This is a genomic window from Cupriavidus metallidurans CH34, assembly GCF_000196015.1.
Classification (GTDB): domain Bacteria; phylum Pseudomonadota; class Gammaproteobacteria; order Burkholderiales; family Burkholderiaceae; genus Cupriavidus; species Cupriavidus metallidurans.
The window spans coordinates 2,961,028-2,986,928 of the sequence record NC_007973.1 but is presented as its reverse complement, the minus strand read 5'-3'; the positions used below and the strand labels follow the sequence as shown (position 1 = coordinate 2,986,928).

Genomic DNA, 25,901 nt, shown 5'->3' with positions numbered 1-25,901 from the left:
GCAAAGCCTTGCCGGATCGTACTTTTACGGCTTATCAGGGGCCTGAGGCTACCAGCCTGCGTGCTAACATGCGCGGATGCAAGCACCCGCCAATCCGTCTTCTTCGTCCGCTGCAGTGTCAAGCAGCATGCCGCACAAGCTGGTCATCGCCTCGCGCGAAAGCCGGCTGGCGATGTGGCAGGCTGAACATGTTCGTGCTGCGTTGCAACAATACTATCCCTCCTGCGATGTGTCCATTCTCGGCATGACGACAAGGGGTGATCAAATTCTCGATAGGACCTTGTCCAAGGTAGGCGGCAAGGGCCTGTTCGTGAAGGAGCTGGAGGTCGCCATGTCCGAGGGACGCGCCGACCTGGCCGTTCACTCGCTCAAGGATGTGCCGATGGAGCTGCCCGAAGGCTTCACGCTGACGGCGGTGATGGAGCGCGAGGACCCGCGCGATGCGCTGGTTTCGGCGCAATTCGCCTCGCTCGAAGAGATGCCGGCCGGAACCGTGGTGGGCACTTCGAGCCTGCGCCGCGAAGCCGCGCTGCGCAGTCGCTTTCCGCATCTGGTGATCAAGCCACTCCGGGGAAATCTGGATACGCGCCTGGGCAAGCTGGACCGTGGCGAGTACGGCGCCATCATCCTGGCTGCGGCCGGGCTCAAGCGACTGGGCCTGGGCGATCGCATCCGCGCGCTGATTGCGCCGGAAAGCTCGCTGCCGGCGGCCGGACAAGGCGCCCTGGGCATCGAGATCCGTGCGGATCGTCCCGAACTGGCCGAATGGCTGGCGCCGCTGAACCATCTGCCCACGCTGCTCGCCGTATCGGCCGAACGGGCCGTCTCACGCCGCCTGGGCGGCTCGTGCCAGGTGCCGCTGGCCGCGCACGCGCGCTGGCGTGACGCCAGTCTTCAACTCGACGCCTTCGTGGCGCTGCCCGACGGTTCGCGTCAGGTGCGTGCCCATGCCACGGGACCCGTCGCTACGGTAGCCGACGCCGAAGCGCTCGGAACCGCCGTCGCGGGCGATCTGCTGGCCCAGGGCGCGGACGGCGTGCTGGCCGCGCTTTCCACGGACTCCGCCGCCGGACCTGCTTGAGGAACCCGCAATGCCTCGCCCGACCGTCGTAGTAACACGACCCGCCGGGCAGTCCCGGCAACTGACCGAAGCGTTACAGGCCGCGGGTCTCGACGTGCTCAGTTTTCCGCTGCTGGCGATCGGGCCCGCGGCCGATGACGTGCCGCTGCGCGCCGAGCTTGGCCGGATCGAGGACTACGCGCTGGTGGTGTTCGTGAGCCCGAACGCGGTGTCCTATGGACTGGACACCCTTGCTCAGGTCCAGAACGCCCCGGGCGGAGCCCGGTGGCCGGAAAGCGTGCCGGTGGCCGTGGTGGGGCCATCGAGCGTGGTTGCGCTGGCGGAACGGGGTATCACCCCGCCCGCGTATCGCGTGATCGCGCCTGCTGGCGCGCAGGGTAATGACACGGCCGGCGACGCAGCGCGCTTCGATTCAGAGGCGCTCTGGTCCGAACTCGACACCTCGCCGGGCGCGTTTGCCGGCCGCAAGGTCCTGATCATCCGTGGCAGCGGCGGGCGCGAATGGCTGGCCGATCGTCTGCGCGACGCCGGCGCGTCCGTCGAAGCCGTGGAAGCCTACAGCCGCACGCTGCCCGAGCCGAGCGGCATGCAATGGCAGGCCGTGCGCGACAGCCTCAAGCCCGATGCGCCGCCGTACGCGTGGCTGCTGACCAGTTCGGAAGCCGTGCGCAACCTGGACGGGCTGGCGCGTTTGCATCTGTCGCCTCAGGAACACGAACGTCTGAAGCAGATGCAGTGCATCGCACCACATGCGAGAATTGCCGCGCAGGCCCAGTCGCTGGGATTTGCCCACGTGCTGCCCGCCGCGCCCGGAGATGCCGGGCTGCTGGCCGCATGCACGCAATGGGGCGAAGCCTATGCTGGGCCGGCCACGCCAGCGCCCGCCCCCGTATCGCCTGCACCCGCTCCGGTGGTCGTGCAGCCGGAACCGGAGCCGACACCGGCGCCAATGGCACCCAAGGAACCCACGTCAACCAAAGTCGAACGCGTGACGACAGACACCACGTCCCCCTCGCCGAATCCGGGCGGTAACCCCGGTAGTTCCGGCATGTCCGGCGCATTTGTGACACCCGCGCGCCGAATGAATCCATGGTGGCTGCTCGTCGCCGTGCTGGTGGTCGCCGTTGCCGGGGGCTTCTGGTGGTTGCAGATGCGGGTCGAGCATCTGACCCAGGAACTGGCGCGCCGCCAGCAGAGCGCGGACACGCTGGTGCAGGAAACGCGGGTGCTGTCGCGCGATGCGCAGGAGACGGTCAAGGCGTTGCAGGGCAAGGTGGGCGCACTCGACGGCCAAATCACGGAGACGCGCGACAAGCAGGCCGCGCTGGAACAGGTCTATCAGGACCTGATGCGCAACCGCGACGACTGGGAAATCGCCGAAATCCAGCAGTTGCTGACCAACGCCGGCCAGCAGCTTCAGCTCACCGGCAACGTGCAGGTGGCGCTGGCCGCGCTGCAAAGCGCCGACGCGCGCCTGGCGCGCTCGGACAAGCCGCAATACAACCAGCTTCGCCGCGCTATTGCGCGCGATATCGGTCGGATGAAGGCCGTGCCGGATACCGACCTGACCGGGGCGGCGATCAAGCTTGACGAGGCGATCAACCAGATCGATTCATTGCCGCTGCTGTCGGGCGAGCGGATGCTCGACCGCACGCCTGGCGAGGGCAACAAGCCGGCACCGGCCGCGCCGAAGGGCGCCTCGACGCCCGCGGCTGCCAGCGCGACGGGTGGCAATATGGTGTCGCGACTGTGGACGTACGTGCTTGACGAGCTTGGTCAGGTGATCCGCGTGCGCAAGGTCGATGACACCAACGCGCTACTGCTCTCGGGTGACCAGGGCTGGTTCCTGCGCGAGAACATCAAGCTGCGCCTGCTCAATGCGCGGCTGGCGCTACTGTCGCGCAACGAACCGGTCTTCCGGAACGACCTCGCCGCCGCGCAGGGCATGATCGCGCGCTATTGCGATACCCGTTCGCGCCGCGTGCAGGGCGTGCTGACGATGCTCAAGCAGGCCCAGGCCAGCGCGGTGACGGTATCCCTGCCGACGATGGCGGAGAGCCTCGGCGCGTTGCATGCCCTGAAGAAGGAGTAGCCGTCATGCGACTCCTTTTCTGGGTAGCTGTTTTATTCGGCGGCGCCGTCGGCCTGGCACTGTTTACACAGTTCAACCAGAGCAATGTGGTGCTGTTCTACCCGCCGTACCGGGTGGAAATGTCGCTGAACCTGACGCTGGCGTTGCTGCTACTGGCCTTCTTCATCGTCTGGACGGTGCTTTCGACCTTCCGGCACTTGTCGGAGATGCCGAAGCGTGCCGCCGCCTATCGCGAGCGCAGCCGCATGAGCAAGGCGCAGGCGGCCATGCGCGAGTCGATCGAAAATCTGTTCGCGGGACGTTTTGCCCGTGCCGAACGCGCTGCCCACGAGGCCCAGGCGTGGCCAGAGCAGGCGCAAACCGCCGCGCTGGTGGGCGCCCGTGCCGCGCACCGGATGCAGGAGTCGGAGCGCCGCGATGCCTGGATGGCGCAGGTCACCGACCCCGAGCGCGAACAGGCGCGACTGGTCTCGATGGCCGAACTGCTGGTCGACGCGCGCGACGCCGAGGGTGCCTTGGCAACGATCGCCCAGTTGCAGGAAAAGGGTGGCCGCCAGATCCACGTGCAGCGTATCGCGCTGCGCGCGCATCAGCATCTGAAGAACTGGAGCGAGGTCCTGCGACTGGCACGCTCGCTGGAGAAGCGCAACGCGCTGCATCCGGTGCTGGCGCTGCGCCTGAAGCAAATGGCCGTGGAAGCGATGCTCGAGGAGCGCCGCCACGACGCCGAGGCGCTGTTTCATTTCTGGCGCTCGCTGACGGCCGATGAACGCCACGCGGTGCGCATTGCCGAACTGGGGGCACGCTATTTCTCGTCGCTGGACAAGCAGAACGAGGCACGCCGCATCGTCGAGGAAGCACTCAAGGTCAACTGGGACAGCCGGCTGGTGCAGCGGTACGCCGACTGCGCGGAGCCGGGCAAGGCGCTGCCGCAGATCCAGCAGGCCGAGAAATGGCTGGTTGATCACCCGACCGATGCCGACCTGTACTACACGCTTGGCGTGCTGTGCCTGGGCGAACAGCTCTGGGGCAAGGCGCAATCGAACTTCGAACGCACCCTGAAGTATGCGGATCGCGACGCGCAACGCCGCATCTGCATTCGCGCGCATCTGGCGCTGGCCCGGCTGTTCGAGGAAACCGACCGCGCCGAAGATGCGCAGCGGCACTATCGTGAAGGTGCGATGCTGGCGGCTTGATGAGGCAGAGGAGCGGCCTCTCGACTGGCAGCCACGCCTGCCTGGGTGTGTGGGGCAGGTGGCAGAGTGAAAACGGGCTTCGCCATTAGCACCGTGCCTTGTCGGAAGGCGTGCCGTCACCCATTTCGACGTGTGTCTGTCGCGCGGACTCGGGAGCTTTCCCGATTTTCTTGCCCAAGCGGATGCACGGCCTTTCGACGAAGTGATAGGACGCTGCGGCGACGCACACCAGCACAAGTCCAACAGCGATGGTTGTCAGCCAGAACTGCTCCGGCCCCTTGCAGGCAAACGCGCCCAGGACGCGCGGCGAATGGAGCACGGTAATGACGATCCCCTGGAGGAGATAAATTCCGTAGCTCACGCTGCCCAGGCGAACGGCGCTTCTTGATGCAAGCAGTCCGAACAACGAAGCCCCGCTGCTGACCAGGATGAAAAACGCGCCCAAGGATAGGATGGATACCGATTCGTAGGCAGTGGACCTGGTCAGGAGCGGAAACGCCAGCAGGGCGACAGCGATGGCCGATTTCAGCACGCTATCGCCACGGAAACCTGGTGAGCGCCGCACCAGGCTTGCCGCCACCATGCCCATGACAAACATCGCCACAAGGTTACGGGCAAACGCACTGGACAGCGTTTCCGGCATGACGAAGACGATCCAGATACACGCCGGTACGAAAGCCAGCGGCGAGCGCTTGATCGCCGCAATCGCAAGGAACGGGAGGGAGAAGTAGAACATCCACTCGTAGTAGAGGGTCCATGTGACCCCCGCCGTGATCGTGGAGGTCTGCTGATAGCCATTGACCGGCGGCATTCCCCTCACGATGGCCGGCAGCGCCCACTGGAAGACCTGCTTTACCAGTTCCGAAGGGGGCACCGCCAGCGTGAAACCCGTCTTGATGGCGACCACCAGCAGCATCAGTGCGACCACCACCCAATAGAGTGGCGCAATGCGCAGGAAGCGGTTGACGTACAGCGCGAACCAGTCGAGCCGCTTCCCTTGATCTAATAGGCGTCCCCAGAACAGGAACGCCGTGATCATGAAGAAGATCGAAACCCCAACCTGGCCGATGATCGAGTAAAAGGACGAAGGCGGCAGCTTCCATTCCCCGGTCTGGTGGAATCCATAGCTGATGACGCAATGATGCAAGACCACCGCGAGTGCAAGGAATCCTCGCAATCCATCCACGGTGACATAGCGTTGCCCTTGCCCCGACGGCGGATCATCCAGAAACCTCCACAACCGTTTTGGCCAGACCAGGGCGAGGCAGAGGGCGATGACGGCAGCACTGGGCCAGATCGAGTAGAGGTCCATTTGATCAGTCGGGGGGAAAGGCGCGATTATGCCACTGCCCTTTCCCGCGCCATTGGTCGAGGTGGGACCGAAGTGCTCATATGCTCACGCTTTCGCGCTCTTCACTACACCGTACCGCTCAAGCGTTTCCTTCCGCGCCACATCGTGTTGAACGATCGGGCGTGGATAGTCTTTTCCAAGTGTCACTCCCGCTGCCCGTAGCACCTCATTGGGTGCCGTCCACGGCGCATGGATGTACCTGTCGGGCAGCGCAGCCAGCATCGGCAGGTATCTCCGGATGAACTGCCCCTGCGGATCGAATTTCTCCGACTGCGTGACCGGATTGAAGATGCGGAAGTACGGTTGCGCGTCGCAGCCCGTCGAGGCCGCCCACTGCCAGCCGCCGTTGTTGGCCGCAAGGTCGAAATCGTTGAGCTGGTCGGCGAAGTACTGTTCGCCACGGCGCCAATCCACGCCCAGGTCCTTGACCAGGAAGCTGGCGGTCACCATGCGCAGGCGGTTGTGCATGTAGCCGCTCTGGCGGATCTGGAGCATCGCCGCGTCGATCAGCGGATAGCCGGTCCGCGCGTCGCACCAGGCTGCGAAGTACCGGTCGCCGGTGGCCGGCGCGATCCACCGCAGCCCATCGTATTCGGCGTGAAACGACTTACCTTCCGCCACGCGCGGATGGTGATGCAAGATCATGAAATAGAAGTCGCGCCAGATCAGTTCCGAGAGCCAGACGGTCGCGCCTTCGCTCGCGGCACCGCCGCGCAGCATGGTGTCATGCGCGGCGCGGGCGAGTGTGCGGATCGAGATCGTGCCGAAGCGCAGGTGGACCGAGAGATAGCTTGGTCCCCGCACAGCCGGAAAATCGCGCCGACGGCCGTAGTCGCCAATGCGGGACAGGAATTCGTCGAACAGCGCGTGAGCGCCGTCACTGCCCGTGGGCATGGCGATCCCCGCCAGGTTGGTGGCAGTGAAGCCGAGGTCGGCCAGCGTTGGCAATTGCCCCCGGTACCGTTGCGGAACAGGTGCAAGCGTTTCCTGGTGCTTTTCGATCGGATATGGCCGCAGGTCGAACGGCCGCACCGTGCGCAGCCAGGCGTTCTTGTAGGGCGTGAATACGCTGAAGGGGCGGCCTTGGCCAGTCAGGATCTCGTCGCGTTCGAAGATGACCTGGTCCTTGAACGTGAGCAGCACCCGGCTGTCGGCGGCTAGTGTCCGGCGCACGGCTTCGTCGCGATCGTTGGCGGCCGGCTCGTAATCATGGTTGGCGAAGACGGCCTCCACTTCAAGCTCTGCGGCCAGCCTCGGAATTGCCTGCCGCGCGGTGCCGTCGAGCACGATCAGGCCGCCGCCCGAATCTTCCAGCGCCCGGCGCAATGGCTCCAGCGAACGCAGGATAAACTCGACGCGGCGATCGGCATGCAGCCCCCGCGCCAGCAGCGGCGCCAGGATTTCCCGGTCGAACACGAAAACGCACCATACCTGCCGGCAGTGCTTGAGGGCATAATGCAGCGCCGCGTTGTCATCGGTGCGCAAGTCGCGCCGGAGCCAGACCAGGCCGCGGGTAAAATTCCGGTCGATCCGGTAAGGCAGGCGCGCGGCGTCGGCTTCAGATTCGGGGGAGGGCGATCCAGACATCGCCGTAACCTAACATAGCAACCGGAACTCCAGCAGTCCCATCCAAGCAGCAGAAAGATATTCCCATGGCCACGACACTCGACCGCATCCTGCAATCCCAAGGCTTCGGCACCCGCCGCTATTGCGGCGATCTGGTGGCGGCCGGGCTGGTCGAGGTCAACGGTGAACTCTGCGAGGACCCGGGTGCGCGTTTCGAGGTGGACGGGCTGCGCCTGATGGTCGACGGCGAGGAGTGGCTGGCGTGCACCAAGGCCTACGTGATGCTGAACAAGCCGACGGGCTACGAATGCTCCCAGCGTCCGCGCCATCATCCAAGTGTGTACAACCTGCTGCCGGTACCGCTGCGCCAGCGGGAGGTCCAGGCTGTGGGGCGGCTCGATCACGACACCACCGGATTGCTGCTGCTGACCGACGACGGTCAGTTCATCCACGCCCAGACCTCGCCGAAGAAGCAGGTGCCGAAGATTTACGAAGTGACGACCTTCGACCCGGTTACGCCGGAACAGGTGGAAGCGTTGCGCACTGGCGTGAAGCTCGACGACGAACCGGCGCCGATTGCCGCCGATGCGTGCGAAGCGACCGGCGAGCGCAGCCTGCGTCTGACACTGCTGCAGGGCAAGTACCATCAGGTCAAGCGGATGGTCGCTGCGGTGGGTAACCACGTGACCGCGTTGCATCGCAGCGCGATCGGCGGACTCGTGCTCGACCCCGCGCTGGGCCCCGGAGAATGGCGCTGGCTCACGCCGGAAGACCTGGCCGCGCTGCGCGACGGAGCGCGTTGAGGTAGCAACGAATGCTGCGTTGCAGCATGTCGCCGGACGCCGAAGTTTTACGGGAAGTCGCAGCGGTGATTTGGTAGAATGCAAGCCATGGCGACGTCCGAAGCTCCAATCAATCTCACCAATCAGTTCCTGATTGCCATGCCCGGCATGGCCGATCCGACGTTTTCAGGTTCCGTCGTCTATCTTTGCGAGCACAACGAGCGCGGCGCGCTCGGCCTGGTGATCAACCGGCCGATCGACATCGACATGGCCACGCTCTTCGACAAGATCGATCTCAAGCTCGAAATCCAGCCAGTTGCCCACCAGCCGGTCTACTTCGGCGGCCCGGTGCAGACCGAACGCGGCTTCGTGCTGCATGACCCGGTCGGCATCTATGTGTCGTCGCTGGCGGTGCCCGGTGGGCTGGAAATGACCACCTCCAAGGACGTGCTCGAAGCCGTGGCCAACGGCAGCGGCCCGCACCGGTTTCTGCTCACGCTGGGTTACGCGGGGTGGGGCGCCGGCCAGCTCGAGGACGAACTGAGCCGCAATGGCTGGCTCACCGTTCAGGCCGATCCCGAGATCATTTTCAGCGTGCCCCCCGAGGAGCGTTTTGCAGCGGCCATTCGCCTGCTCGGCATCGACATCTCGATGCTTTCGGGTGACGCGGGACATGCCTGACCAGCTGGGGCGCGAGACGCCCCGCGACGGCACGGTGCTCGCCTTCGACTATGGCGAGAAAAAAATCGGCGTGGCGCTCGGTAATTTCATCACCCGGCAAGCCAGCGCACTTACGATCCTTCCGAATGTGACGGTCGAGGCCCGCTTCGACGCCGTTGGCGAACTGATTCGCCAGTGGACGCCGGTGCGACTCGTGGTCGGGATGCCGGTCAATCCGGAAGCTGGCCCCGATGACGAAGAACAGCCCTCGATGCGGCTTGCGCGCCGCTTTGGAAACCAGTTGAACGGACGCTTCAATCTGCCCGTGGAATGGGTGGACGAACGCTACTCCTCGCGCGCCGCCGCCATGGCTGGCGCCAAGCGAGGCGCGCTCGACGCCGAGGCAGCCCGGATCATCCTGCAACAGTATTTCGACGAACTCCCGCTATGACCCAGACCTCTACACCCGACGCCGAGGCGCTGTATCACGCGCTGCGCGACCAGGCCCAAGCCCTGATGCCCTCCAGCGAGCGTGCGCGCTGGTCCGTCGCGGGGATCTACTCCGGAGGCGCCTGGATCGCCGAGCGGCTGGCGTCCGACCTGCAGTTGGGCGGGCACGGCGTGATCAACGTGGCCTTTCACCGTGACGACTATGCCAAGAAGGGCCTGCACAGCCAGGCGCAGTCGACCACGCTCCCGTTTGAGGTGGAAGACCGCAATATTCTGCTGATCGACGACGTGCTGGCCACGGGGCGCACGATTCGTGCCGCCGTCAACGAACTGTTCGACTACGGCCGTCCGGCCCGCGTGGCGCTGGCCGTGCTGGCTGATCGCGGTGGCCGGGAGTTGCCGATCGCCGCCGAATTTGCCGCTGTTACCGTCGCGCTGCCCCAGGACAAGACCCTGGTGCTGTCGCGCCAGGGCGAGGGTGCGGACACCCGCTTTGCCTTTGCCACTGAAGTCCGTAGCTGAACCCGCAAGCACGCAAGTACCACACAGATAGAACCCGCGCCCGACCTGCCATGACCAAGACGTTTCGCAACCCGCAGCTCACCAAGAACGGCGAACTGAAGCACCTGCTGTCGATCGAGGGGCTGTCGCGTGACATGATCACGCACATTCTCGATACCGCCAGCCAGTTCGTATCGCTCTCCGACTCCGACCGCGAGGTCAAGAAGGTGCCACTGCTGCGCGGCAAGAGCGTGTTCAATCTGTTCTTCGAGAACTCCACACGGACTCGCACTACGTTCGAGATCGCGGCCAAGCGGCTGTCGGCGGACGTGCTGAACCTGAATATCAATGCGTCGTCCACGAGCAAGGGCGAATCGCTGCTCGATACGATCAACAACCTGTCGGCGATGTCGGCCGACATGTTCGTGGTGCGCCACGCCAGTTCCGGCGCGCCTTACCTGATCGCCGAACACGTGGCCCCGCACGTGCACGTGATCAACGCCGGCGATGGCCGCCACGCGCACCCGACGCAGGGCCTGCTGGACATGTACACGATCCGGCATTTCAAGAAGGACTTCACGAACCTGACGGTGGCGATCGTCGGCGACATCCTGCACTCGCGCGTGGCGCGCTCGGACATCCACGCGCTGACCACGCTGGGCGTGCCGGAAGTCCGCGCGATCGGGCCGCGCACGCTGCTGCCGTCCGGGCTGGAGCAGATGGGTGTGCGGGTCTTCCACAACATGGAAGAGGGCCTGAAGGGTGTGGACGTGGTGATCATGCTGCGCCTGCAGAACGAGCGGATGACCGGCGCGCTGCTGCCGTCGGCGCAGGAGTACTTCAAGGCCTACGGGCTGACCCCGGAGCGCCTGGCGCTGGCCAAGCCTGATGCCATCGTGATGCACCCGGGCCCGATGAACCGCGGCGTGGAGATCGACTCCGCCGTGGCAGACGGTCCGCAATCGGTGATCCTGAACCAGGTGACGTTCGGCATCGCCGTGCGCATGGCCGTGATGGGCATCGTGGCAGGTAATAACGATTGAGCCGGACCCCGGATACAACGAACAGCACACACCGACAGAACATGAAGATCCATATCCAGGGTGGCCGCCTGATCGACCCGGCCGCGAACGTCGACGCCGAACAGGACCTGTACATCGCCGCCGGCAAGATTGTGGGCGTGGGCCGCGCGCCCACTGACTTCCATGCCAACAAGACCATCGACGCACGCGGCATGATCGTGTGCCCGGGGCTGGTCGACCTGTCCGCCCGCCTGCGCGAGCCGGGCTACGAATACAAGGCGACGCTGGAATCCGAACTGGCCGCCGCCACTGCCGGTGGCGTGACCAGCCTGGTCTGCCCGCCTGACACCGACCCGGTACTCGATGAGCCGGGGCTGGTGGAGATGCTCAAGTTCCGCGCTCACAAGCTCAACCAGACGCATGTGTACCCGCTGGGTGCCCTGACCGTCGGCCTGAAGGGCGACGCGCTGACCGAGATGGGCCAGTTGACGGAGGCAGGCTGTGTCGGCTTCAGCCAGGCCGAGGCGCCCATCCATGACACCAAGGTGCTCCAGCGCGCGATGCAGTACGCGCAGACGTTCGGCTTCACGCTGTGGCTGCGTCCAGAGGATCCATTCCTCGGCGGAGGCGTTGCCGCGAGTGGTGCCGTGGCGTCGCGCCTGGGTCTGTCGGGCGTGTCCGTCATCGCCGAAACCGTGCGTCTGCACACGATCTTCGAATTGATACGTGCCACTGGCGCACGCGTGCACCTGTGCCGCTTGTCGTCGGCTGCCGGGCTGGAACTCGTGCGTCAGGCACGCAAGGAAGGCCTGCCGGTCACGTGCGACGTGAACATCCATCACGTGTCGCTGACCGACATGGATATCGGCTTCTTCAATAGCCAGATGCGCTTCACGCCGCCGCTGCGCGGCGCTCGCGATCGCGACGCAATCGTTGCCGCGCTGGCCGACGGCACCATCGACGCACTCTGCTCGGATCACACCCCGGTGGACGACGACGAAAAACTCCTGCCTTTCGCCGAGGCCTCGCCGGGCGCTACAGGCCTGGAACTGCTGCTGCCGCTGACGCTGCGCTGGGCCAGCGAGCACAAGGTGCCGCTCGTGCGCGCGCTGGCTCGCATTACCAGCGAACCCGCGCGGGTTATCGGCCTGAATGTGGGATCGCTGACCACGGGCAGCATGGCCGACGTGTGCGTGTTCGACCCGAAGCAGCTCTGGAAGGTGGAGCGCAGCGTGTTGAAGAGTCAGGGCAAGAACTCGCCGTGGCTCGGCTACGAGATGGAAGGGCGTGTGCGTACGACGCTGGTCTGCGGCCAGGTCGTCTACGAACAGCGCTGACAGGCCGGGCGCCATCGAGGCAACACGGGGTCGACGATGATCTGGTTACGCAAGGCGCGGCTGACATTTCACCTGCTGCGTGGGGTGCTGTTCTGTGCCACTGTCTTTCCGTGGGCGAGCGCGCGTCTGCGCGAACGTCTGATCCGAGCATGGTCCCGCAAGCTCCTGGCCATCTGCGGCATCGAGGTGGAAGTCTTGGGCCTGGCGCCAGGGCAGGCGGCCCCCAAAGGCGCAATGCTGGTGTCGAACCATATCTCGTGGCTCGACATCTATGTCATCCATAGCTGGCAGCCCGTGCGCTTCGTCGCCAAGTCGGAGATCCGCAACTGGCCCGTAGTTGGCTGGCTGTGCGACAAGACCGGCACGATCTTTATCGAGCGCGCCCGCAAGCGCGACGCGCACCGAGTGCTCCACCACATCACCGAAGTGATGCAGCAAGGCGACCTGGTGTGCGTGTTCCCCGAGGGCACGACCACCGATGGCAGCAAGGTGCTGCCGTTTCACGCGAATTTGATGCAGGCGCCAGTGGCCGGGAAACTGCCGGTGCAGCCGGTAGGGTTGTCCTACCTGGACGCGGCAACTGGCAAGCCGACGCTGGCACCGGCCTACATCGACGACATATCGCTGGTGCAGTGCCTGAACGCTATTCTCAAGTCGCCACCGATCAAGGCGAGGCTGGTGATCGGGCCGCAGTTGCATGCTGCATCAGCCGGACGAAGGGAGCTGGCGGAGTCGGCGCGGGAGGTGGTGACGCATCTGGTGGAGGGCGCGCATGAGGCGGCCCACGGTGCTGCCGAGGCATTTCATTCCCTGCCAGTCGCGGCAACGCCGCCGGTCCTGACGTCGGTCGCCGCGCCTGCCGCAGGCCACTGACTCGTGCCGGCCAAAGGTAAATTTTGATTCCACCAACCCTTCTGTTGAGGGGTAAATAGATGAAAACCCTGTCGATGCACTTCGTGTATTGTTACGTTTTGTAATTCTTCGCTGAAATCTTATTGTTGAGACTTGATTTCGCTGCTAGTGGCGCGTCGCGAGATTGGTTGGCGGCAGTCGATAGTTTGGGGTTTCGGCGAGAAGCGATACAGGGTTTTGTGATGGGTCAGAAGGAAGAGTTTGGTCAGGCGGTGAATTGGTCGCCAGTGGCAAAGTCGATCGTCCGCCGGATCTCCGCAAACAGGAGACCGTTCCTGTTGACGACGGCTCTGGCTTCACTGGCACTGTTTGCCTTGATGTCATACCTTCTTCGCCACTATCAGAGCGAGGGCTTCCTGCGGGCGTCCCGGCCTCTGACGGAATTCAATGCCCAGCGTGCGACCTTTGAGGACAAGGAAAGCTTCCAGCGTTTCCTGCGGGCCAATAAGCTGATGGACTCCCCGAACGCGGTGTACCTGGCACATGCCATTGGCCCGGGGCTTATGCAAAGGCAAGTGAAGGTTGTCCTGCCTTATACGAAGGACGACCTCAGGTTCCTCACCGATTTAAAAACCCCCCTGGATTCCAACATCCTGGGTTTCTCCGTGACTTTTGCCGGTGCGACGCCGGACGATGCCGCGGCACGCGTGAGTCTGATGGGTGACTACCTCAAGGACACGATGCTTCGTCAGGACTTGCTTGACAACATCCATCAGCGAGCCGGGGAAGTCAGGGCAGAGAAGCAGAAGCTCGATAACAAGCTGATCGCTAAGCGCCTAGAACTCGAAGAGGCCGCACGCAAGCTCAGTGCGCTGAAGGAAATCGCCGCCAAGTATCCCGAGGCGTCGAAGTACGAGTCGCGACAGTTGCTATCCTCCGACACCGACGGCGCGCGTTATTTGTCTCCGACGATGCAGCTTGTGGGCGTGGAGTCGAGCATTGTGGATATCCGCAATGAGCTGGCATCGCTGGAACGCGACGAAGCGCAGAATGATCTGCGGCTCAAGTTCTATGCAGGCGCCGAGAAGCTCAATCCCTCCGTGAAGTCGGGGAGCGAGCTGTTTGAGGGCTTTAAGGCCTTGCGCGCGGAAACTTTCAAGGACGTACGTCTTGACGATGATCGAACGCGTGAAGTCGTCAACAAGATTGATCTGCTTGCGGAGACACTGCAGACGAAGCATCTGATGAATACGCGTTTTACATCGGGGCCGTCACTGCCTGACCACCGCTCCGGACCGGCGATTGGTCTGATGCTGCTCCTTTCCGTGGTACTCGGCGGCACTTTTGCAGCGATGGCGATTGCGGTGCTAGGGTGGGTGCAGGCAAAAAACGGCAAGCGCGCCATCAGCGGACTCGCCGATCCGGGCATGCAACTCTAAGAGCCGCTGTTCCAATGCCCCTGGCCGCCGGACGCGTTCCTCAGGCCAGAGGATCTTGACATTGTGGACAATCGATCTGAACGACCTTACGCAGTTCAGGTTGCTCTGCCATTTGCACGGCGGTTAGTTTGCCGCCCCAGACGCAGCCCGTATCGAGCGCGATCAGATTCGGGCGCATCACCAGGCCAAGCGTGGACCAGTGACCGCACACCACGGTGACATCGCTCGTGCGCCGGTCCGGGACTTCGAACCAGGGCATGACACCTGCCGGCGCATTGTCCAGTCCTTCCTTGGTCTTCAGATCCATGACGCCATCCGCGGTGCAGTAGCGCAGTCGGGTGAGCGCATTGATGATGACGCGGTGACGCTCGATGCCGGTCAGGTTGTCGCGCCAGCGATCGGCGGCATTTCCAAATATCCCGGCCAGAAATGCCTTCCAGTTCGGCCCCTGCAATTCGGCCTCGACCTCCCGCGCGAGCTTGGTTACCTGTTCCGCGGTCCATTGGGGCAAGACACCTGCATGAACAATCAGGTAGTCATCTTCGCGGATCGCCAGCGGTTGATGGCGTAGCCATGTGATTAATTCGACACTATCAGGTGCTCCAAGAATGTCATTTAATGTGTCTGATTTGCCGGACTTGCGGACGCCGGCGGCTACGGCAAGCAGATGGATATCATGATTACCCAGGACGGTTCGCACCCGATCCCCCATGGAAATGATCGTGCGAAGGGTTTCCAGCGAAGCCGGGCCGCGGTTGACCAGATCCCCCACCAAACGCAGCGGCGCATCTTGCGGTAACTGTTCCAGTAGTTCAAAAAACGAGGGCGCGCAGCCTTGGAGGTCGCCAATTGCTACTGGAGTGGCGTATAAGTCGCGATCTGTGGCTAAAGGATATTGCATGGGTTTGCAGACATTTAGCATGGGTTTCCCAGGAAAATGAATGGATGGTTACACCACGCTACAAAAAGTTGGACGGGAGCCTCGGGAGCCGCCTGCGGGTCAGATAGAATACCGCCACTTCAAGAAAAACTTAAAAATAACGACCGGCTTCCCATGAGGAGAGGGCGGCGCGGCGAGTATTGTTGGGAACGCGGACACACTGATAGGTAAAGGGAGTAGAGATTTGTCGCACATTCTTGTCACAGGCGGAGCGGGGTTCATCGGCGCCAATTTCGTGCTGAACTGGCTGGCCCAGCCAGGCGCAGACAGCGTCGTAAATGTCGACAAGCTGACATATGCGGGTAACCGCAAGACTCTGGCGTCGCTGGACGGCGATTCCCGTCACGTATTCTCGCAAACGGATATCTGCGATCGGGACGCACTTGATCGCTTGCTGGCCGAGCACAAGCCGCGTGCGATCGTGCATTTCGCCGCGGAGAGCCACGTTGATCGATCCATCCACGGCCCCGCAGAGTTCATCCAGACCAATATCGTCGGCACGTTCACGCTGCTCGAGGCAGTGCGTGCCTATTGGAACGGCCTGGACGCCGAAGCCAAGGCGGCGTTCCGCTTCCTGCATGTTTCCACCGACGAGGTATTCGGCTCACTCGGCCCGGCCGATCCGCAGTTCTCCGAGACGACCGCGTACGCGCCGAACAGCCCTTACTCGGCGTCGAAGGCTGCGTCCGACCATCTCGTCCGCGCCTACCATCACACTTACGGCCTGCCGGTCCTGACGACCAACTGCTCCAACAACTACGGTCCGTACCACTTCCCCGAGAAGCTGATCCCGCTGATGATCACCAACGCGCTTTCGGGCAAGCCGCTGCCAGTCTATGGCGATGGCCAGAACGTGCGCGACTGGCTATACGTCGGGGATCACTGCAGCGCCATTCGCGAGGTGTTGGCGCGCGGCCGCGTGGGTGAAACGTATAACGTCGGCGGCTGGAACGAAATGACCAACCTGGACGTCGTGCACACAATCTGCAGCTTGCTCGATCAACTCAAGCCCAAGGCGGCTGGTTCCTACAGCGACCAGATCAATTTCGTGAAAGACCGGCCCGGGCACGATCGCCGCTACGCGATCGATGCACGCAAGCTGGAGCGGGAACTGGGTTGGAAGCCGGCCGAAACTTTCGAAAGCGGACTGCGCAAGACTGTCCAGTGGTACCTGGACAATCAGCCCTGGGTTCAGGACGTGATCTCCGGTGAGTACCGCAACTGGGTAGCGAAGCAATATGCTGCGTGAAGCACAGAGAGCCCCCACGCTTCTTGTAACAGGAAGCAATGGCCAGGTCGGCTTCGAACTGCGTCGCAGTCTGGCGCCGCTGGGCCGGGTCGTGGCGCTGGACCGAAGCCAATTTGACCTGACTCGACCGGATGCATTGCGCGAACTGGTTCGCTCGATTCGGCCAGACGTCATCGTCAATCCAGCGGCATACACTGCCGTAGACAAGGCCGAAACCGAAGCAGAGGCGGCGTTCGCGGTAAATGGCGTGGCGCCTGGGGTCCTTGCGGAGGAGGCACGCCGCCTGGGCAGTCTGTTCGTCCATTACTCGACCGACTACGTTTTCGATGGCACCAAGGATGGCGCCTATCTGGAAGGTGATGCAGTTAATCCGCAATCGGTGTATGGCAAGAGCAAACTGGCCGGCGAGCAAGTAGTTGCAGCTACTGGTGCGGCATCGCTTGTGCTGCGCACCTGTTGGGTGGCTGGTGCGCACGGCGGGAACTTTGCGAAGACCATGCTCAGGCTGGCACGCGAGCGAGACAGCCTGAGGGTAATTGCGGATCAGTTCGGCGCCCCGACAACCGCTTCCCTGATTGCGGATGTGACTGCGCAAATCGTCGCGCGCCACTGGCTCCATGCCCCAGGCCGCGAAGCATTTCCCACTGGTGTGTATCACCTGGCAGCCGGGGGGGAAACTACCTGGCACGGATATGCCACTCACGTGCTGTCAAGAGCCGCAGCCAAGGGCGTGGAGATGAAGGTCGATCCCACCCGCATCGAACCAATTCCAGCTTCGCAGTATCCGCTGCCCGCGCCGCGCCCAGCCAACTCACGGCTGGATACCGGCAAGCTGCGGGACACATTCAATATTCACCTTCCTGACTGGGCGGAGGGCATTGACCTTCTTCTCGATCAGATCCTTTCCTGACCACTTGTACCATGCGCAAAGGCATTATTCTGGCCGGCGGTTCCGGCACTCGGCTCTATCCCATCACGCGGTCGGTGTCCAAACAACTGCTGCCCGTGTACGACAAGCCGATGATTTACTATCCGCTGTCCACGCTGATGCTGGCCGGGATTCGGGACGTCCTTATCATCTCCACGCCGGAAGACACGCCTCGCTTCTCGGAAATGCTTGGTGATGGCAGCAATTGGGGCATCAATCTGCAATACGCGGTGCAACCGTCGCCGGATGGGCTTGCCCAGGCGTTCATCATTGGGCGCGATTTCATCGGTAACGACCCGTCGACGTTGATCCTGGGGGATAACATCTTCCACGGACACGACCTGGTTCGTCAGCTCGAGCGTTCGTCAGCACAGCAGCAGGGCGCGACGGTCTTTGCCTATCACGTGCACGACCCCGAGCGCTATGGCGTGGTGGAGTTCGATGAAAACTTTCGCGCGGTGTCGCTCGAGGAAAAACCAGCGAAGCCTCGCTCGCACTATGCCGTGACCGGCCTGTATTTCTACGACAACCAGGTTTGTGATATTGCCGCCGAGATCAAGCCGTCAGCGCGGGGCGAACTCGAGATTACGGATGTCAACAAGCGCTATCTGGAAATGTCGCAGCTTGAGGTCGAGATCATGGGACGCGGTTACGCATGGCTCGATACCGGCACCCACGACTCGTTGCTCGAGGCAGCGAGCTTCATAGCCACGCTGCAGAACCGTCAGGGACTGATGGTGGCTTGTCCGGAGGAGATTGCCTATCGGAGCAAGTGGATTTCCGCCGAGCAGGTTGAGCGTCTGGCGAAGCCACTGCTAAAGAACGCTTACGGCAAGTATCTTCAGCACATCATTTCGGAAACAATCAAATGAGTTTGACCGTTACTCGTACCGCCATTCCGGACGTGATGATCATCGAGCCGAAGGTGTTCGGTGATGCCCGGGGGTTTTTCTTTGAGAGCTTCAATCAGAAGGCGTTTGGGGAAGCTACTGGCCTGGATCTGGAGTTCGTGCAAGACAACCACAGCCGCAGCGCCAAGGGCGTACTGCGTGGCCTGCACTATCAAATCCAGCAGCCGCAAGGCAAGCTCGTGCGGGTAGTGCGTGGACGGGTGTTCGACGTGGCGGTGGATATTCGAAAGCAGTCCGCGACCTTTGGTAAATGGGTTGGCGTGGAGCTCAGCGAAGATAATCATCGCCAATTCTGGGTGCCGCCCGGGTTTGCACATGGATTCGTGGTGTTGTCGGAATCTGCTGATTTCCTTTATAAGACAACTGATTATTACGCTCCGCAGTTCGAGCGGACCATTGCATGGAACGATCCGGAAATCGGCATTGAATGGCCGCAAATGAATGTCGTCCCTCTGTTGTCCGCCAAAGATCAGGCAGGCGTGAGTCTTTCCTCGGCTGAACTGTTCGAGTGACCCCGAATATGGGTTGTCATGCCAGATGGGGGTATTGGATCAGTAGCAATCCGTCATTGGCGAACGGCTGCAAGGCGGCTATGGCTGATGGCTGAATCGTGGTCCAAGCGGACAATTGTTTGGACCGGGTACGAGCATTGCTCAGCGATGCTTGTCCGATGTTAGTTTCTGCGTTCTGTGTCTCACGATTGGCGTGGGGCGCAAATGTGACATAGATGCGTGCCTCACATATCTCATGGAATTTGTTTGGCCTTGGGCTGCCGCTGCTGATTGCAGCAGTGACCGTTCCTCACCTCCTTTCCGGGCTAGGGAGTCAGCGATTCGGCTTGCTTGCACTGGCATGGGGCCTCATCGGCTACGCGGGAGCTCTTGACCTGGGTATTGGCCGGGCGACTACCCAACGCGTGGCAGCGCTGCGCAGCGGAGGTCAGGAGGCAGTTATTCCACACGTCGTAGCTACAGCCACGCGTCTGACGTTGGTGACTGGTGGCATCGGCATGGTGCTGATCATAGTCAGCGCCATATTAGGAGTTGGCGAGCTGGTGCATGCGAATGATGTGCCACAAGCAGAGATCCGATCGGCCGTCCTGATGCTTGGCCTCGCTCTGCCGATGCAGGCCGTGAGTGCGACATATCGTGGTGTAAGTGAAGCCTATCTGAGCTTCAGAAATATCAGTGTGCTGCGTATTTTGCTTGGTGCGGCGAATTTCGGCATCCCATACCTGATTGCGCTCTTCTCTACCCGAGTGGATTTGCTTATTGCAAGCCTCGTGGTCTCGCGAGCGATTGCGCTCTGGTTCTATCGTATTTTTGCGCTGCAGTGTCTGTCATCCGGTGACACTCGCGGTACATATTCGCGCAAGCTCGCGCATCAGCTGTTCCAGTTTGGTGGCTGGTACACGGTAAGCAGCATCCTGGGTCCATTGATGACCCAAGCTGATCGGTTCCTGATTGCTGCAATTCTAGGTGCCGCTGCGGTGACGACATATGTCATTCCGTATGAAGTGACTGTGCAGACGCTGATTCTCTCGGGTGCAGTAACTACCGTTGCGTTCCCTGCGATCAGCCGCATGCTGGTTAATGATCCTGATGGCGCAGCCCTGCTGTTTCGCCGATGGCTACTGCGAGTCTCAGGGGCGATGGCGATTGGCCTGATAATCTTGGCGATCATCCTTCCAGGTTTGCTCACTCTGTGGCTTCGCCATCCTGCGGATCCGGCATCGGTGATGGTCGGTCGGATTCTCTGCATTGGCGTGCTGGCCAATGCCATTGGATCGATGTACTTCGCGCTACTTCAAGCAAAGAGAAGGACGCGTGCGACTGCGATGCTCCATTTGGTAGAAGTGCCTCTCTATTTGTGCGCGCTGGTGGCTCTGACCAAACTATTCGGAGTAACCGGAGCTGCCGCCGCATGGTCTTTGCGCATGTGTTTCGACGCATCCGGCATGAAAATTCTGGTGAGGCAGGCAAAGTGAGCGAGAAAGCGCACGGACGAGCGGAGCAGGCGGCTGGACTTGGTTTCCTAGTGGTCATAGCCATAATTCTGGGTGCGGCGGCTGGTATTTTCGGAAGTTCTGCTGCTTTGTCTAGCCGTAACATTTCACTATCCAGCTGTCATTCTGTTGGCAGTTTATGTGCTCGGGCGACTGGATTTCAGGCTCGCCTTGTTGCTTATTTTAGGTGTGTTTGTCGCAGGTGCGTTGTTTAGGCAGCAGCTGTTCTCGGAGTTCCAATCGATTTTTCCGGTGCTTGCCACCTATCTGAATGCGGAAGTCTCAAGAACTATTGTACCTCTGCCATTCATGTTCAATATGGTGCCGATGGGCTTTGCGGTATATCTCTGGCGCCAGAATGATGTGTGCATGTAGTATGCCGCAATAGGTATGCTGTTGAGTGTGGCAAGATATTTTTCGATGTTGGAGTTCCAAATCGTGGTAGCGCGATTTCGGGAACTGCTTTCTGTTTTTGTGTTGATTTATATACTAAGAGCTTTCAGTTCCGAATCGAAAGTTATTCAACTTTTGGCTGCCATATTTGCGGGGGGAGCGGTGTGCTAAACTTCTATGCTATGATGGTCTACGATCCATTATTGCAGGGATGAATAATATTGATATTGTTATCGTGAACTGGTCTTCGGGACGTCAGTTGCTGGATGCAATGATGAGCCTGCGTCAGTTCGCTGCGAATTCGATTGCGTCAGTAGCCATTGTTGATAATGCGTCCGTAGACGACTCGTTGGACCTTGTGGCCGAGCGCGATGACTGGGGTTTCCCGGTCCACCTGATTCGTAATGCCGAGAATAGGGGGTTCGGCGCAGCGTGTAATCAGGGGGCAGGAGTGGGGCGCGCAGAATTCGTGCTTCTGCTGAATCCGGATACCCGAGTTTATGAGAATTCCCTATCGATACCACTGGCGTTCATGCAACGATCGGAGAACGCGGCTGTGTCAGTGACTGGCATTCAGCTGATCGACGAAACCGGCCATGTTCAACGTGCTTGTGCACGTTTCCCTTCCCCAGCAATGTTCTCTGCTGCCGCATTTGGCCTGGATAGGCTTCCGTGGCTGCGTGGCCAGAGGCTTCATATGAGCGACTGGGATCATGCGTCGACTCGCGATGTTGACCATGTGATTGGCGCTTTCTATCTGATTCGCCGCAGCGTCTTTGAGAGGCTTGGTGGTTTCGACGAGAGATTCTTCGTCTATCTGGAGGATCTGGATCTTTCCCTACGCGTAAAGCAGGCTGGCGGCCGGATCGTATTTTTGGCCGACGCACAGGCGTTTCACGCGGGAGGTGGTACGTCGCGGCAGATCAAGGCGACTCGGCTTTTCTATTCGCTGCGCAGTAGACTGCTATACGGATTCAAGCATTTTTCGCGTGTTGCGGCTTGGGCCCTCCTTGTGGTGACGATTCTGCCAGAACCGATAACACGCACGGTATTCTCCGCCGCGCGTGGCGGCATGCAAGATGTTGGTAATACGCTGCGTGGCTACGGCATGTTGCTCCGTTCGCTTCCTCAGATCTTGAGGGCATCGAGGCGGTGAGCAGGTTTGCTCATCTCTGACATGCAAGCCAAAAAGGTGTTTTTATGCTAATGCTTGCGGCACTTTCTGCCAGAATCGCAGATCTCGAATTGGTATGAGATATTTGGACCGTTTGGGCAAGGTACGCGAGAGCATGGCCACTTTATGATGTGCTCACGATGAATACCGTCTTGCTCGAAAGATTCTGATTGAGATGATTTTACGGAACTTTGATTCGATTTGCGGAGAGTTGGAGATGGCAAACGTGCTCGTGCTGACCAAATATGGGCGCCTGGGAGCTTCGTCGCGCCTTCGTTTCTTCCAATATATTCCGTGGTTGAAGAGCGCAGGCCTTAACGTCACCGTTCAGGCATTATTGTCGGATGACTTGCTTCAAAAGCGCTACGAGTGTGGTCACTATAGTATTGGTCAACTTCTGCGCGCATATTCGGAGCGCTGCCGAGTATTATTAAGTCGCCGTGAGTACGATGTAATATGGATTGAGAAGGAAGCATTGCAGTGGGCACCGCTATGGGTAGAGGCGGCGCTCTTACGTGGTACTCCGTATGTACTCGATTATGATGATGCGGTATTTCACAATTACGATCTACATGCCAACGCCTGGGTCAGACGTTTCTATGGCCGCCGTCTTGATGGTCTGATGGAGGGCGCCACCATGATTACGGCTGGAAATGAGTATCTAGCGCTGAGGGCACGGTCGGCAGGTGCACGGGCTGTGGAAATCGTGCCCACTGTCATCGATCTCGACCGTTACAGTCTTGCAGAGGCAGCCAGATCATCGAAAGACGTTCAATATATTGTCTGGATTGGATCGCCTTCCACGGTACGTTATCTGCAACTGGTGGCTGAGTCCCTCCAAGAGTTGGCGCGGAGCCATAAATTTGTGCTCCGCGTTATTGGTGGCGATGCGTTGAACATCCCAGGAGTATGTGTTGAGTCAATCTCCTGGTCGGAAGAGTCAGAAGTAGAACTCATCGGCGAGTGCGACATCGGAATCATGCCATTGCTGGACTCTCCCTGGGAGCGGGGAAAATGTGGCTACAAGCTGATTCAATACATGGCTTGTGGCTTGCCAGTTGTGGCGTCGGGTGTTGGAGTCAACACGGAAATAGTTCGCCAAGGAGTCAATGGGTATGTGGCAAATTCTGCCGAAGAGTGGAGATCGGCGCTGGATAAACTACTGTTAAGCACATCGCTTCGTCAGGATATGGGCCGAGCGGGTCGTCAGCTGGTTGAAGACAGATTCTGCGTCCAGAAAACTGGTCCAAGATTGGTTGAGATACTACAGCGAGTTGCCAGAACTGGTACTGCCGATCCTGCCTGTGGTGCAAGGGAGGCAAACAATGAAGTCTGATCTGGAAGAGTGCCACGAGCATCGTGGTAATAGCGAGGTGCAGCAGTTGCACGAGATGGCACCGAAGATCTTGATTTCCACGACAGTGCCAGAAACCTTCGCCACCATTTTAAGGGGGCAACCTGGATATTTGGCTAGTCGTTTTCAGGTGACTTTGGCAACAAGTCCAGCTGACATGTTGGCAAAAGTAGAGACAGCTGAGGGCCTACGTGTCTTAAGCGTACCAATGGCTCGTGGGATTAATCCACTAGGAGACATTAAATCTATCGTCCGCATGATCCAGGTGTTGCGTGAAGTGAGGCCGCAGCTCGTACATTCATATACACCGAAAGCCGGATTGGTCACGATGCTGGCAGCTTGGTTGTGCCGTGTGCCTGTCAGGGTACATACGTTTACCGGATTAATATTTCCTACTGCGCATGGGATCAAGCAGCGAATATTAATCTGGGTCGATAGGCTGATCTGCTTTTGTTCAACGCGGATTGTACCAGAGGGGCTCGGGGTAAAACGAGATCTTGAGAAGTTCGGAATTACTCGAAAACCATTGTGTGTGATTGGAAGCGGTAATATTGCAGGGGTTGATACCAGTTATTTTTCACCTGCGCTATCCGGTATTGCTGCTGGAGCATCGGATCTAAAGGTTAAGTTGGCGATAGAGGATCGTGATTTTGTCTTTTGCTTTGTGGGTAGATTGAACAGAGACAAAGGCGTAGCGGAGCTGGTGTCAGCTTTTTCTGTGCTCCCAAAGAATGCTATATTAATCCTCGTTGGGGCGATAGATGAAACCGCGCCGGTCGATGAAAATACGTTGGAGATGATTGCATCCGATCAGCGAATACATCACTTGGGATTCATGGACGATATCCGGCCGGCGTTGATGCTGGCGGATGTGCTGGTACTGCCGAGTTATCGCGAGGGTTTTCCAAATGTTATCCTTCAGGCTGGTTCAATGGAATTACCCGTTATTGCAACTGACATAAATGGTTGCAATGAGGTGATCGAGGATGGTTTTAATGGGTGGTTGGTGCCTCCCAGAGATGCTGTGAGCCTGGGACGCGTAATGAAGAGTGCGATGGAGTCACCCTTGAGTGTGCTGAGGGAGATGGGGGTTAGAGCGAGGGCGCGTATCCATGAGCGTTTCGAGCGGAGCCAACATTGGGATAGAATGATTGAGTTCTACTCGAAATTGCTGAATACATGAGCTAAGCCGCTGGATATATTACTTGTTGGATGGTTGGGAAACCAGCCCACGTCATTTTGATGAGTTCGTACCACGGGTGTCGTGCGATATATGAAGTGTGTCGCTGCCAGAGTGATATTTAGTAAGCTCATTGGGAAACTACGCTGGTACGGTATTGGGGCTGTTTGGGAATCAAAATGAAGAGATTTTTGGATGTGACATTGTCTGCACTGGCGCTTGTGCTGCTGGGCGTGCCGATTTTGATTCTGACGTGTGTGATTCGCACTCGGCTCGGTGGCCCCGTTTTCTTCAGACAGGTCCGGCCTGGTCTTAACGGAAGACCTTTTCAGATGATCAAGTTTCGTACCATGACTGATCAGCGTGGGCCCGACGGGAATTTGTTGCCGGATGCGGAGCGAATTACTCCATTCGGAAGTCTCCTGCGTGCAAGTAGTCTGGACGAGTTGCCGGAGCTTTGGAATGTATTCAAGGGCGACATGAGTCTTGTTGGCCCGCGTCCACTGTTGATGGAGTATTTGCCGCTGTATACCCCAGAACAGGCTCGAAGACATGACGTACGACCGGGGGTAACCGGGTGGGCGCAGGTAAATGGGCGTAATGCATTAAACTGGGAAGAGAAATTCGAGCTTGATGTATGGTATGTTGATAATCGTTCTGTCTGGCTGGATTTGAAAATCTTGTGGTTGACTGTCTGGAAGGTGCTGGGGCGCGAAGGCGTTAGTGCTCCTGGAGAGGCGACAATGCCGAAGTTCACGGGGAAGAATGAATAAACGATTCGCCCTCTTTGGCGCCAGCGGCCATGGCAAAGTTGTAGCCGACGCAGGATTGGAGGCTGGTTGGGAAAGCGTCATTTTTTTGATGATGCTTGGCCCAATATTAATATGAATGGCCGCTGGCAGGTGGTCGGTGATTTTTCGGCCTTACTTGCATATGCGCAAGTATTCGATGCCGCATTTGTCTCGATAGGAAATTGTCGTGTGCGATGGGCGAAGCACCAAGCCTTGCTTGCTGCTGGCATACCGATAGCCACTGTCATACATCCGCGTGCGTACATAAGTCAATTTGCACGCTTAGGTATTGGAAGCATTGCGATGGCAGGGGTTGTTATCAATGCTGATGTTGGTGACGGAGGCATTGTAAACACTGATGCCACCATAGATCATGACTGCATATTGGATAATGGAGTACATGTCAGCCCGGGAGCGCATCTAAGCGGAAGCGTAAGTGTTGGAAAATGTTCATGGATTGCTGTTGGTGCTTCGATAAAACAGGGTATCACGGTAGGTTCTGATGCAATTGTTGGTGCAGGTGCTGTAGTTGTGAGACCAGTTCGAGATGGCGTGACAGTGATGGGTTGTCCCGCACGGGAGCAGAGAGTCTAGGCGACTCTTGGGAACCTATAATACAGTTGAAGAAAATATCATCTGATTTCTAA

General features: G+C 59.9%; 25 protein-coding genes. 22 read left to right on the top strand and 3 right to left on the bottom strand.

The window, feature by feature from the left end; genetic code table 11:
* Window positions 1-76 precede the first annotated feature (76 nt).
* From hemC to RMET_RS13785, 3 genes are read left to right on the top strand one after another with little or no spacing between them, the layout of a single operon-like run.
* On the top strand, window positions 77-1,081 hold the full coding sequence (hemC, locus tag RMET_RS13795; RefSeq protein ID WP_011517322.1) for a hydroxymethylbilane synthase: 1,005 nt from the start codon (window positions 77-79) through the stop codon (window positions 1,079-1,081).
* A gap of 10 nt (window positions 1,082-1,091) precedes the next feature.
* On the top strand, window positions 1,092-3,173 hold the full coding sequence (hemDX, locus tag RMET_RS13790) for a fused uroporphyrinogen-III synthase HemD/membrane protein HemX (RefSeq protein WP_011517321.1): 2,082 nt from the start codon (window positions 1,092-1,094) through the stop codon (window positions 3,171-3,173).
* A 5-nt stretch (window positions 3,174-3,178) separates the two neighbouring features.
* On the top strand, window positions 3,179-4,369 hold the full coding sequence (locus RMET_RS13785) for a heme biosynthesis protein HemY (protein WP_011517320.1): 1,191 nt from the start codon (window positions 3,179-3,181) through the stop codon (window positions 4,367-4,369).
* An 85-nt stretch (window positions 4,370-4,454) separates the two neighbouring features.
* Here RMET_RS13785 and RMET_RS13780 read toward each other — a convergent pair whose 3' ends face one another.
* Complete coding sequence (locus RMET_RS13780) at window positions 4,455-5,681, bottom strand: acyltransferase family protein (RefSeq protein ID WP_011517319.1); 1,227 nt, start codon at window positions 5,679-5,681, stop codon at window positions 4,455-4,457.
* Between the two features lie 84 nt (window positions 5,682-5,765).
* Window positions 5,766-7,307: a cryptochrome/photolyase family protein gene (locus tag RMET_RS13775; protein WP_011517318.1), complete on the bottom strand. Its 1,542-nt coding sequence runs from the start codon at window positions 7,305-7,307 to the stop codon at window positions 5,766-5,768.
* Between the two features lie 65 nt (window positions 7,308-7,372).
* On the opposite strand from RMET_RS13775, the gene RMET_RS13770 reads away from it, so the two are divergent.
* The 8 genes from RMET_RS13770 to RMET_RS13735 all read left to right on the top strand — a co-directional run bounded on the left by RMET_RS13770 (window position 7,373) and on the right by RMET_RS13735 (window position 14,329).
* Window positions 7,373-8,089: a pseudouridine synthase gene (locus tag RMET_RS13770; RefSeq protein ID WP_011517317.1), complete on the top strand. Its 717-nt coding sequence runs from the start codon at window positions 7,373-7,375 to the stop codon at window positions 8,087-8,089.
* A gap of 87 nt (window positions 8,090-8,176) precedes the next feature.
* Window positions 8,177-8,749 (top strand): YqgE/AlgH family protein, encoded by a 573-nt coding sequence (locus tag RMET_RS13765; protein WP_008646285.1) that lies wholly within the window; start codon window positions 8,177-8,179, stop codon window positions 8,747-8,749.
* Entirely contained in the window at window positions 8,742-9,179 is a 438-nt protein-coding gene (ruvX, locus tag RMET_RS13760; protein ID WP_029307246.1) for a Holliday junction resolvase RuvX, read from the top strand. The genes RMET_RS13765 and ruvX overlap by 8 nt, the downstream gene beginning before the upstream one ends.
* Window positions 9,176-9,700 (top strand): bifunctional pyr operon transcriptional regulator/uracil phosphoribosyltransferase PyrR, encoded by a 525-nt coding sequence (gene pyrR, locus RMET_RS13755; protein ID WP_011517314.1) that lies wholly within the window; start codon window positions 9,176-9,178, stop codon window positions 9,698-9,700. The genes ruvX and pyrR overlap by 4 nt, the downstream gene beginning before the upstream one ends.
* 50 nt (window positions 9,701-9,750) lie before the next feature.
* On the top strand, window positions 9,751-10,722 hold the full coding sequence (locus RMET_RS13750) for an aspartate carbamoyltransferase catalytic subunit (RefSeq protein ID WP_008646281.1): 972 nt from the start codon (window positions 9,751-9,753) through the stop codon (window positions 10,720-10,722).
* A 41-nt stretch (window positions 10,723-10,763) separates the two neighbouring features.
* Complete coding sequence (locus tag RMET_RS13745; protein ID WP_035820506.1) at window positions 10,764-12,038, top strand: dihydroorotase; 1,275 nt, start codon at window positions 10,764-10,766, stop codon at window positions 12,036-12,038.
* Window positions 12,039-12,074: 36 nt separating this feature from the next.
* Window positions 12,075-12,911, top strand: a complete 837-nt coding sequence (locus RMET_RS13740) for a lysophospholipid acyltransferase family protein (RefSeq protein WP_011517312.1) — start codon at window positions 12,075-12,077, stop codon at window positions 12,909-12,911.
* 221 nt (window positions 12,912-13,132) lie between these two features.
* Entirely contained in the window at window positions 13,133-14,329 is a 1,197-nt protein-coding gene (locus tag RMET_RS13735; RefSeq protein ID WP_011517311.1) for a hypothetical protein, read from the top strand.
* Between the two features lie 40 nt (window positions 14,330-14,369).
* Here RMET_RS13735 and RMET_RS13730 read toward each other — a convergent pair whose 3' ends face one another.
* Window positions 14,370-15,230 (bottom strand): symmetrical bis(5'-nucleosyl)-tetraphosphatase, encoded by an 861-nt coding sequence (locus RMET_RS13730; RefSeq protein WP_029309741.1) that lies wholly within the window; start codon window positions 15,228-15,230, stop codon window positions 14,370-14,372.
* Between the two features lie 223 nt (window positions 15,231-15,453).
* On the opposite strand from RMET_RS13730, the gene rfbB reads away from it, so the two are divergent.
* The 11 genes from rfbB to RMET_RS32305 all read left to right on the top strand — a co-directional run bounded on the left by rfbB (window position 15,454) and on the right by RMET_RS32305 (window position 25,848).
* Entirely contained in the window at window positions 15,454-16,518 is a 1,065-nt protein-coding gene (gene rfbB, locus RMET_RS13725; RefSeq protein ID WP_011517309.1) for a dTDP-glucose 4,6-dehydratase, read from the top strand.
* Window positions 16,508-17,428 carry a dTDP-4-dehydrorhamnose reductase gene (gene rfbD / locus RMET_RS13720; RefSeq protein ID WP_011517308.1) on the top strand — a complete coding sequence of 307 codons (921 nt, stop codon included), beginning with the start codon at window positions 16,508-16,510 and terminating at the stop codon, window positions 17,426-17,428. The genes rfbB and rfbD overlap by 11 nt, the downstream gene beginning before the upstream one ends.
* Window positions 17,429-17,439: 11 nt before the next feature.
* Window positions 17,440-18,318: a glucose-1-phosphate thymidylyltransferase RfbA gene (gene rfbA, locus RMET_RS13715; RefSeq protein ID WP_011517307.1), complete on the top strand. Its 879-nt coding sequence runs from the start codon at window positions 17,440-17,442 to the stop codon at window positions 18,316-18,318.
* Window positions 18,315-18,869, top strand: coding sequence for a dTDP-4-dehydrorhamnose 3,5-epimerase (gene rfbC, locus RMET_RS13710; protein WP_011517306.1), 555 nt, complete (start codon window positions 18,315-18,317; stop codon window positions 18,867-18,869). Before rfbA ends, rfbC begins: the two co-directional genes overlap by 4 nt.
* Before the next feature lie 215 nt (window positions 18,870-19,084).
* A complete protein-coding gene (locus RMET_RS13705; protein ID WP_011517305.1) occupies window positions 19,085-20,344 on the top strand; it encodes an oligosaccharide flippase family protein in 1,260 nt (419 codons plus the stop codon).
* A gap of 72 nt (window positions 20,345-20,416) precedes the next feature.
* Window positions 20,417-20,737 (top strand): EpsG family protein, encoded by a 321-nt coding sequence (locus RMET_RS13700; RefSeq protein WP_011517304.1) that lies wholly within the window; start codon window positions 20,417-20,419, stop codon window positions 20,735-20,737.
* A 229-nt stretch (window positions 20,738-20,966) separates the two neighbouring features.
* Window positions 20,967-21,911, top strand: a complete 945-nt coding sequence (locus tag RMET_RS13695) for a glycosyltransferase family 2 protein (protein WP_035820503.1) — start codon at window positions 20,967-20,969, stop codon at window positions 21,909-21,911.
* A 235-nt stretch (window positions 21,912-22,146) separates the two neighbouring features.
* The gene (locus RMET_RS32310) at window positions 22,147-23,265 is read left to right on the top strand and encodes a glycosyltransferase family 4 protein (RefSeq protein WP_011517301.1); all 1,119 of its coding nucleotides are present in this window, start codon (window positions 22,147-22,149) and stop codon (window positions 23,263-23,265) included.
* Window positions 23,255-24,466 carry a glycosyltransferase family 4 protein gene (locus tag RMET_RS13690; RefSeq protein WP_011517300.1) on the top strand — a complete coding sequence of 404 codons (1,212 nt, stop codon included), beginning with the start codon at window positions 23,255-23,257 and terminating at the stop codon, window positions 24,464-24,466. Before RMET_RS32310 ends, RMET_RS13690 begins: the two co-directional genes overlap by 11 nt.
* Before the next feature lie 176 nt (window positions 24,467-24,642).
* Window positions 24,643-25,236, top strand: coding sequence for a sugar transferase (locus RMET_RS13685; protein ID WP_011517299.1), 594 nt, complete (start codon window positions 24,643-24,645; stop codon window positions 25,234-25,236).
* Between the two features lie 66 nt (window positions 25,237-25,302).
* Window positions 25,303-25,848 (top strand): acetyltransferase, encoded by a 546-nt coding sequence (locus RMET_RS32305; RefSeq protein WP_011517298.1) that lies wholly within the window; start codon window positions 25,303-25,305, stop codon window positions 25,846-25,848.
* The last annotated feature ends 53 nt before the right edge of the window (window positions 25,849-25,901 follow it).

Bases quoted from the DNA above. Each gene is read 5' to 3' on its own strand.
- hemC (WP_011517322.1), top strand. From the start codon at position 77: ATGCAAGCACCCGCCAATCCGTCTTCTTCGTCCGCTGCAGTGTCAAGC.
- hemDX (WP_011517321.1), top strand. From the start codon at position 1,092: ATGCCTCGCCCGACCGTCGTAGTAACACGACCCGCCGGGCAGTCCCGG.
- RMET_RS13785 (WP_011517320.1), top strand. From the start codon at position 3,179: ATGCGACTCCTTTTCTGGGTAGCTGTTTTATTCGGCGGCGCCGTCGGC.
- RMET_RS13780 (WP_011517319.1), bottom strand. From the start codon at position 5,681: ATGGACCTCTACTCGATCTGGCCCAGTGCTGCCGTCATCGCCCTCTGC.
- RMET_RS13775 (WP_011517318.1), bottom strand. From the start codon at position 7,307: ATGTCTGGATCGCCCTCCCCCGAATCTGAAGCCGACGCCGCGCGCCTG.
- RMET_RS13770 (WP_011517317.1), top strand. From the start codon at position 7,373: ATGGCCACGACACTCGACCGCATCCTGCAATCCCAAGGCTTCGGCACC.
- RMET_RS13765 (WP_008646285.1), top strand. From the start codon at position 8,177: ATGGCGACGTCCGAAGCTCCAATCAATCTCACCAATCAGTTCCTGATT.
- ruvX (WP_029307246.1), top strand. From the start codon at position 8,742: ATGCCTGACCAGCTGGGGCGCGAGACGCCCCGCGACGGCACGGTGCTC.
- pyrR (WP_011517314.1), top strand. From the start codon at position 9,176: ATGACCCAGACCTCTACACCCGACGCCGAGGCGCTGTATCACGCGCTG.
- RMET_RS13750 (WP_008646281.1), top strand. From the start codon at position 9,751: ATGACCAAGACGTTTCGCAACCCGCAGCTCACCAAGAACGGCGAACTG.
- RMET_RS13745 (WP_035820506.1), top strand. From the start codon at position 10,764: ATGAAGATCCATATCCAGGGTGGCCGCCTGATCGACCCGGCCGCGAAC.
- RMET_RS13740 (WP_011517312.1), top strand. From the start codon at position 12,075: ATGATCTGGTTACGCAAGGCGCGGCTGACATTTCACCTGCTGCGTGGG.
- RMET_RS13735 (WP_011517311.1), top strand. From the start codon at position 13,133: ATGGGTCAGAAGGAAGAGTTTGGTCAGGCGGTGAATTGGTCGCCAGTG.
- RMET_RS13730 (WP_029309741.1), bottom strand. From the start codon at position 15,230: ATGCAATATCCTTTAGCCACAGATCGCGACTTATACGCCACTCCAGTA.
- rfbD (WP_011517308.1), top strand. From the start codon at position 16,508: ATGCTGCGTGAAGCACAGAGAGCCCCCACGCTTCTTGTAACAGGAAGC.
- rfbA (WP_011517307.1), top strand. From the start codon at position 17,440: ATGCGCAAAGGCATTATTCTGGCCGGCGGTTCCGGCACTCGGCTCTAT.
- rfbC (WP_011517306.1), top strand. From the start codon at position 18,315: ATGAGTTTGACCGTTACTCGTACCGCCATTCCGGACGTGATGATCATC.
- RMET_RS13705 (WP_011517305.1), top strand. From the start codon at position 19,085: ATGCGTGCCTCACATATCTCATGGAATTTGTTTGGCCTTGGGCTGCCG.
- RMET_RS13695 (WP_035820503.1), top strand. From the start codon at position 20,967: ATGAATAATATTGATATTGTTATCGTGAACTGGTCTTCGGGACGTCAG.
- RMET_RS32310 (WP_011517301.1), top strand. From the start codon at position 22,147: ATGGCAAACGTGCTCGTGCTGACCAAATATGGGCGCCTGGGAGCTTCG.
- RMET_RS13690 (WP_011517300.1), top strand. From the start codon at position 23,255: ATGAAGTCTGATCTGGAAGAGTGCCACGAGCATCGTGGTAATAGCGAG.
- RMET_RS13685 (WP_011517299.1), top strand. From the start codon at position 24,643: ATGAAGAGATTTTTGGATGTGACATTGTCTGCACTGGCGCTTGTGCTG.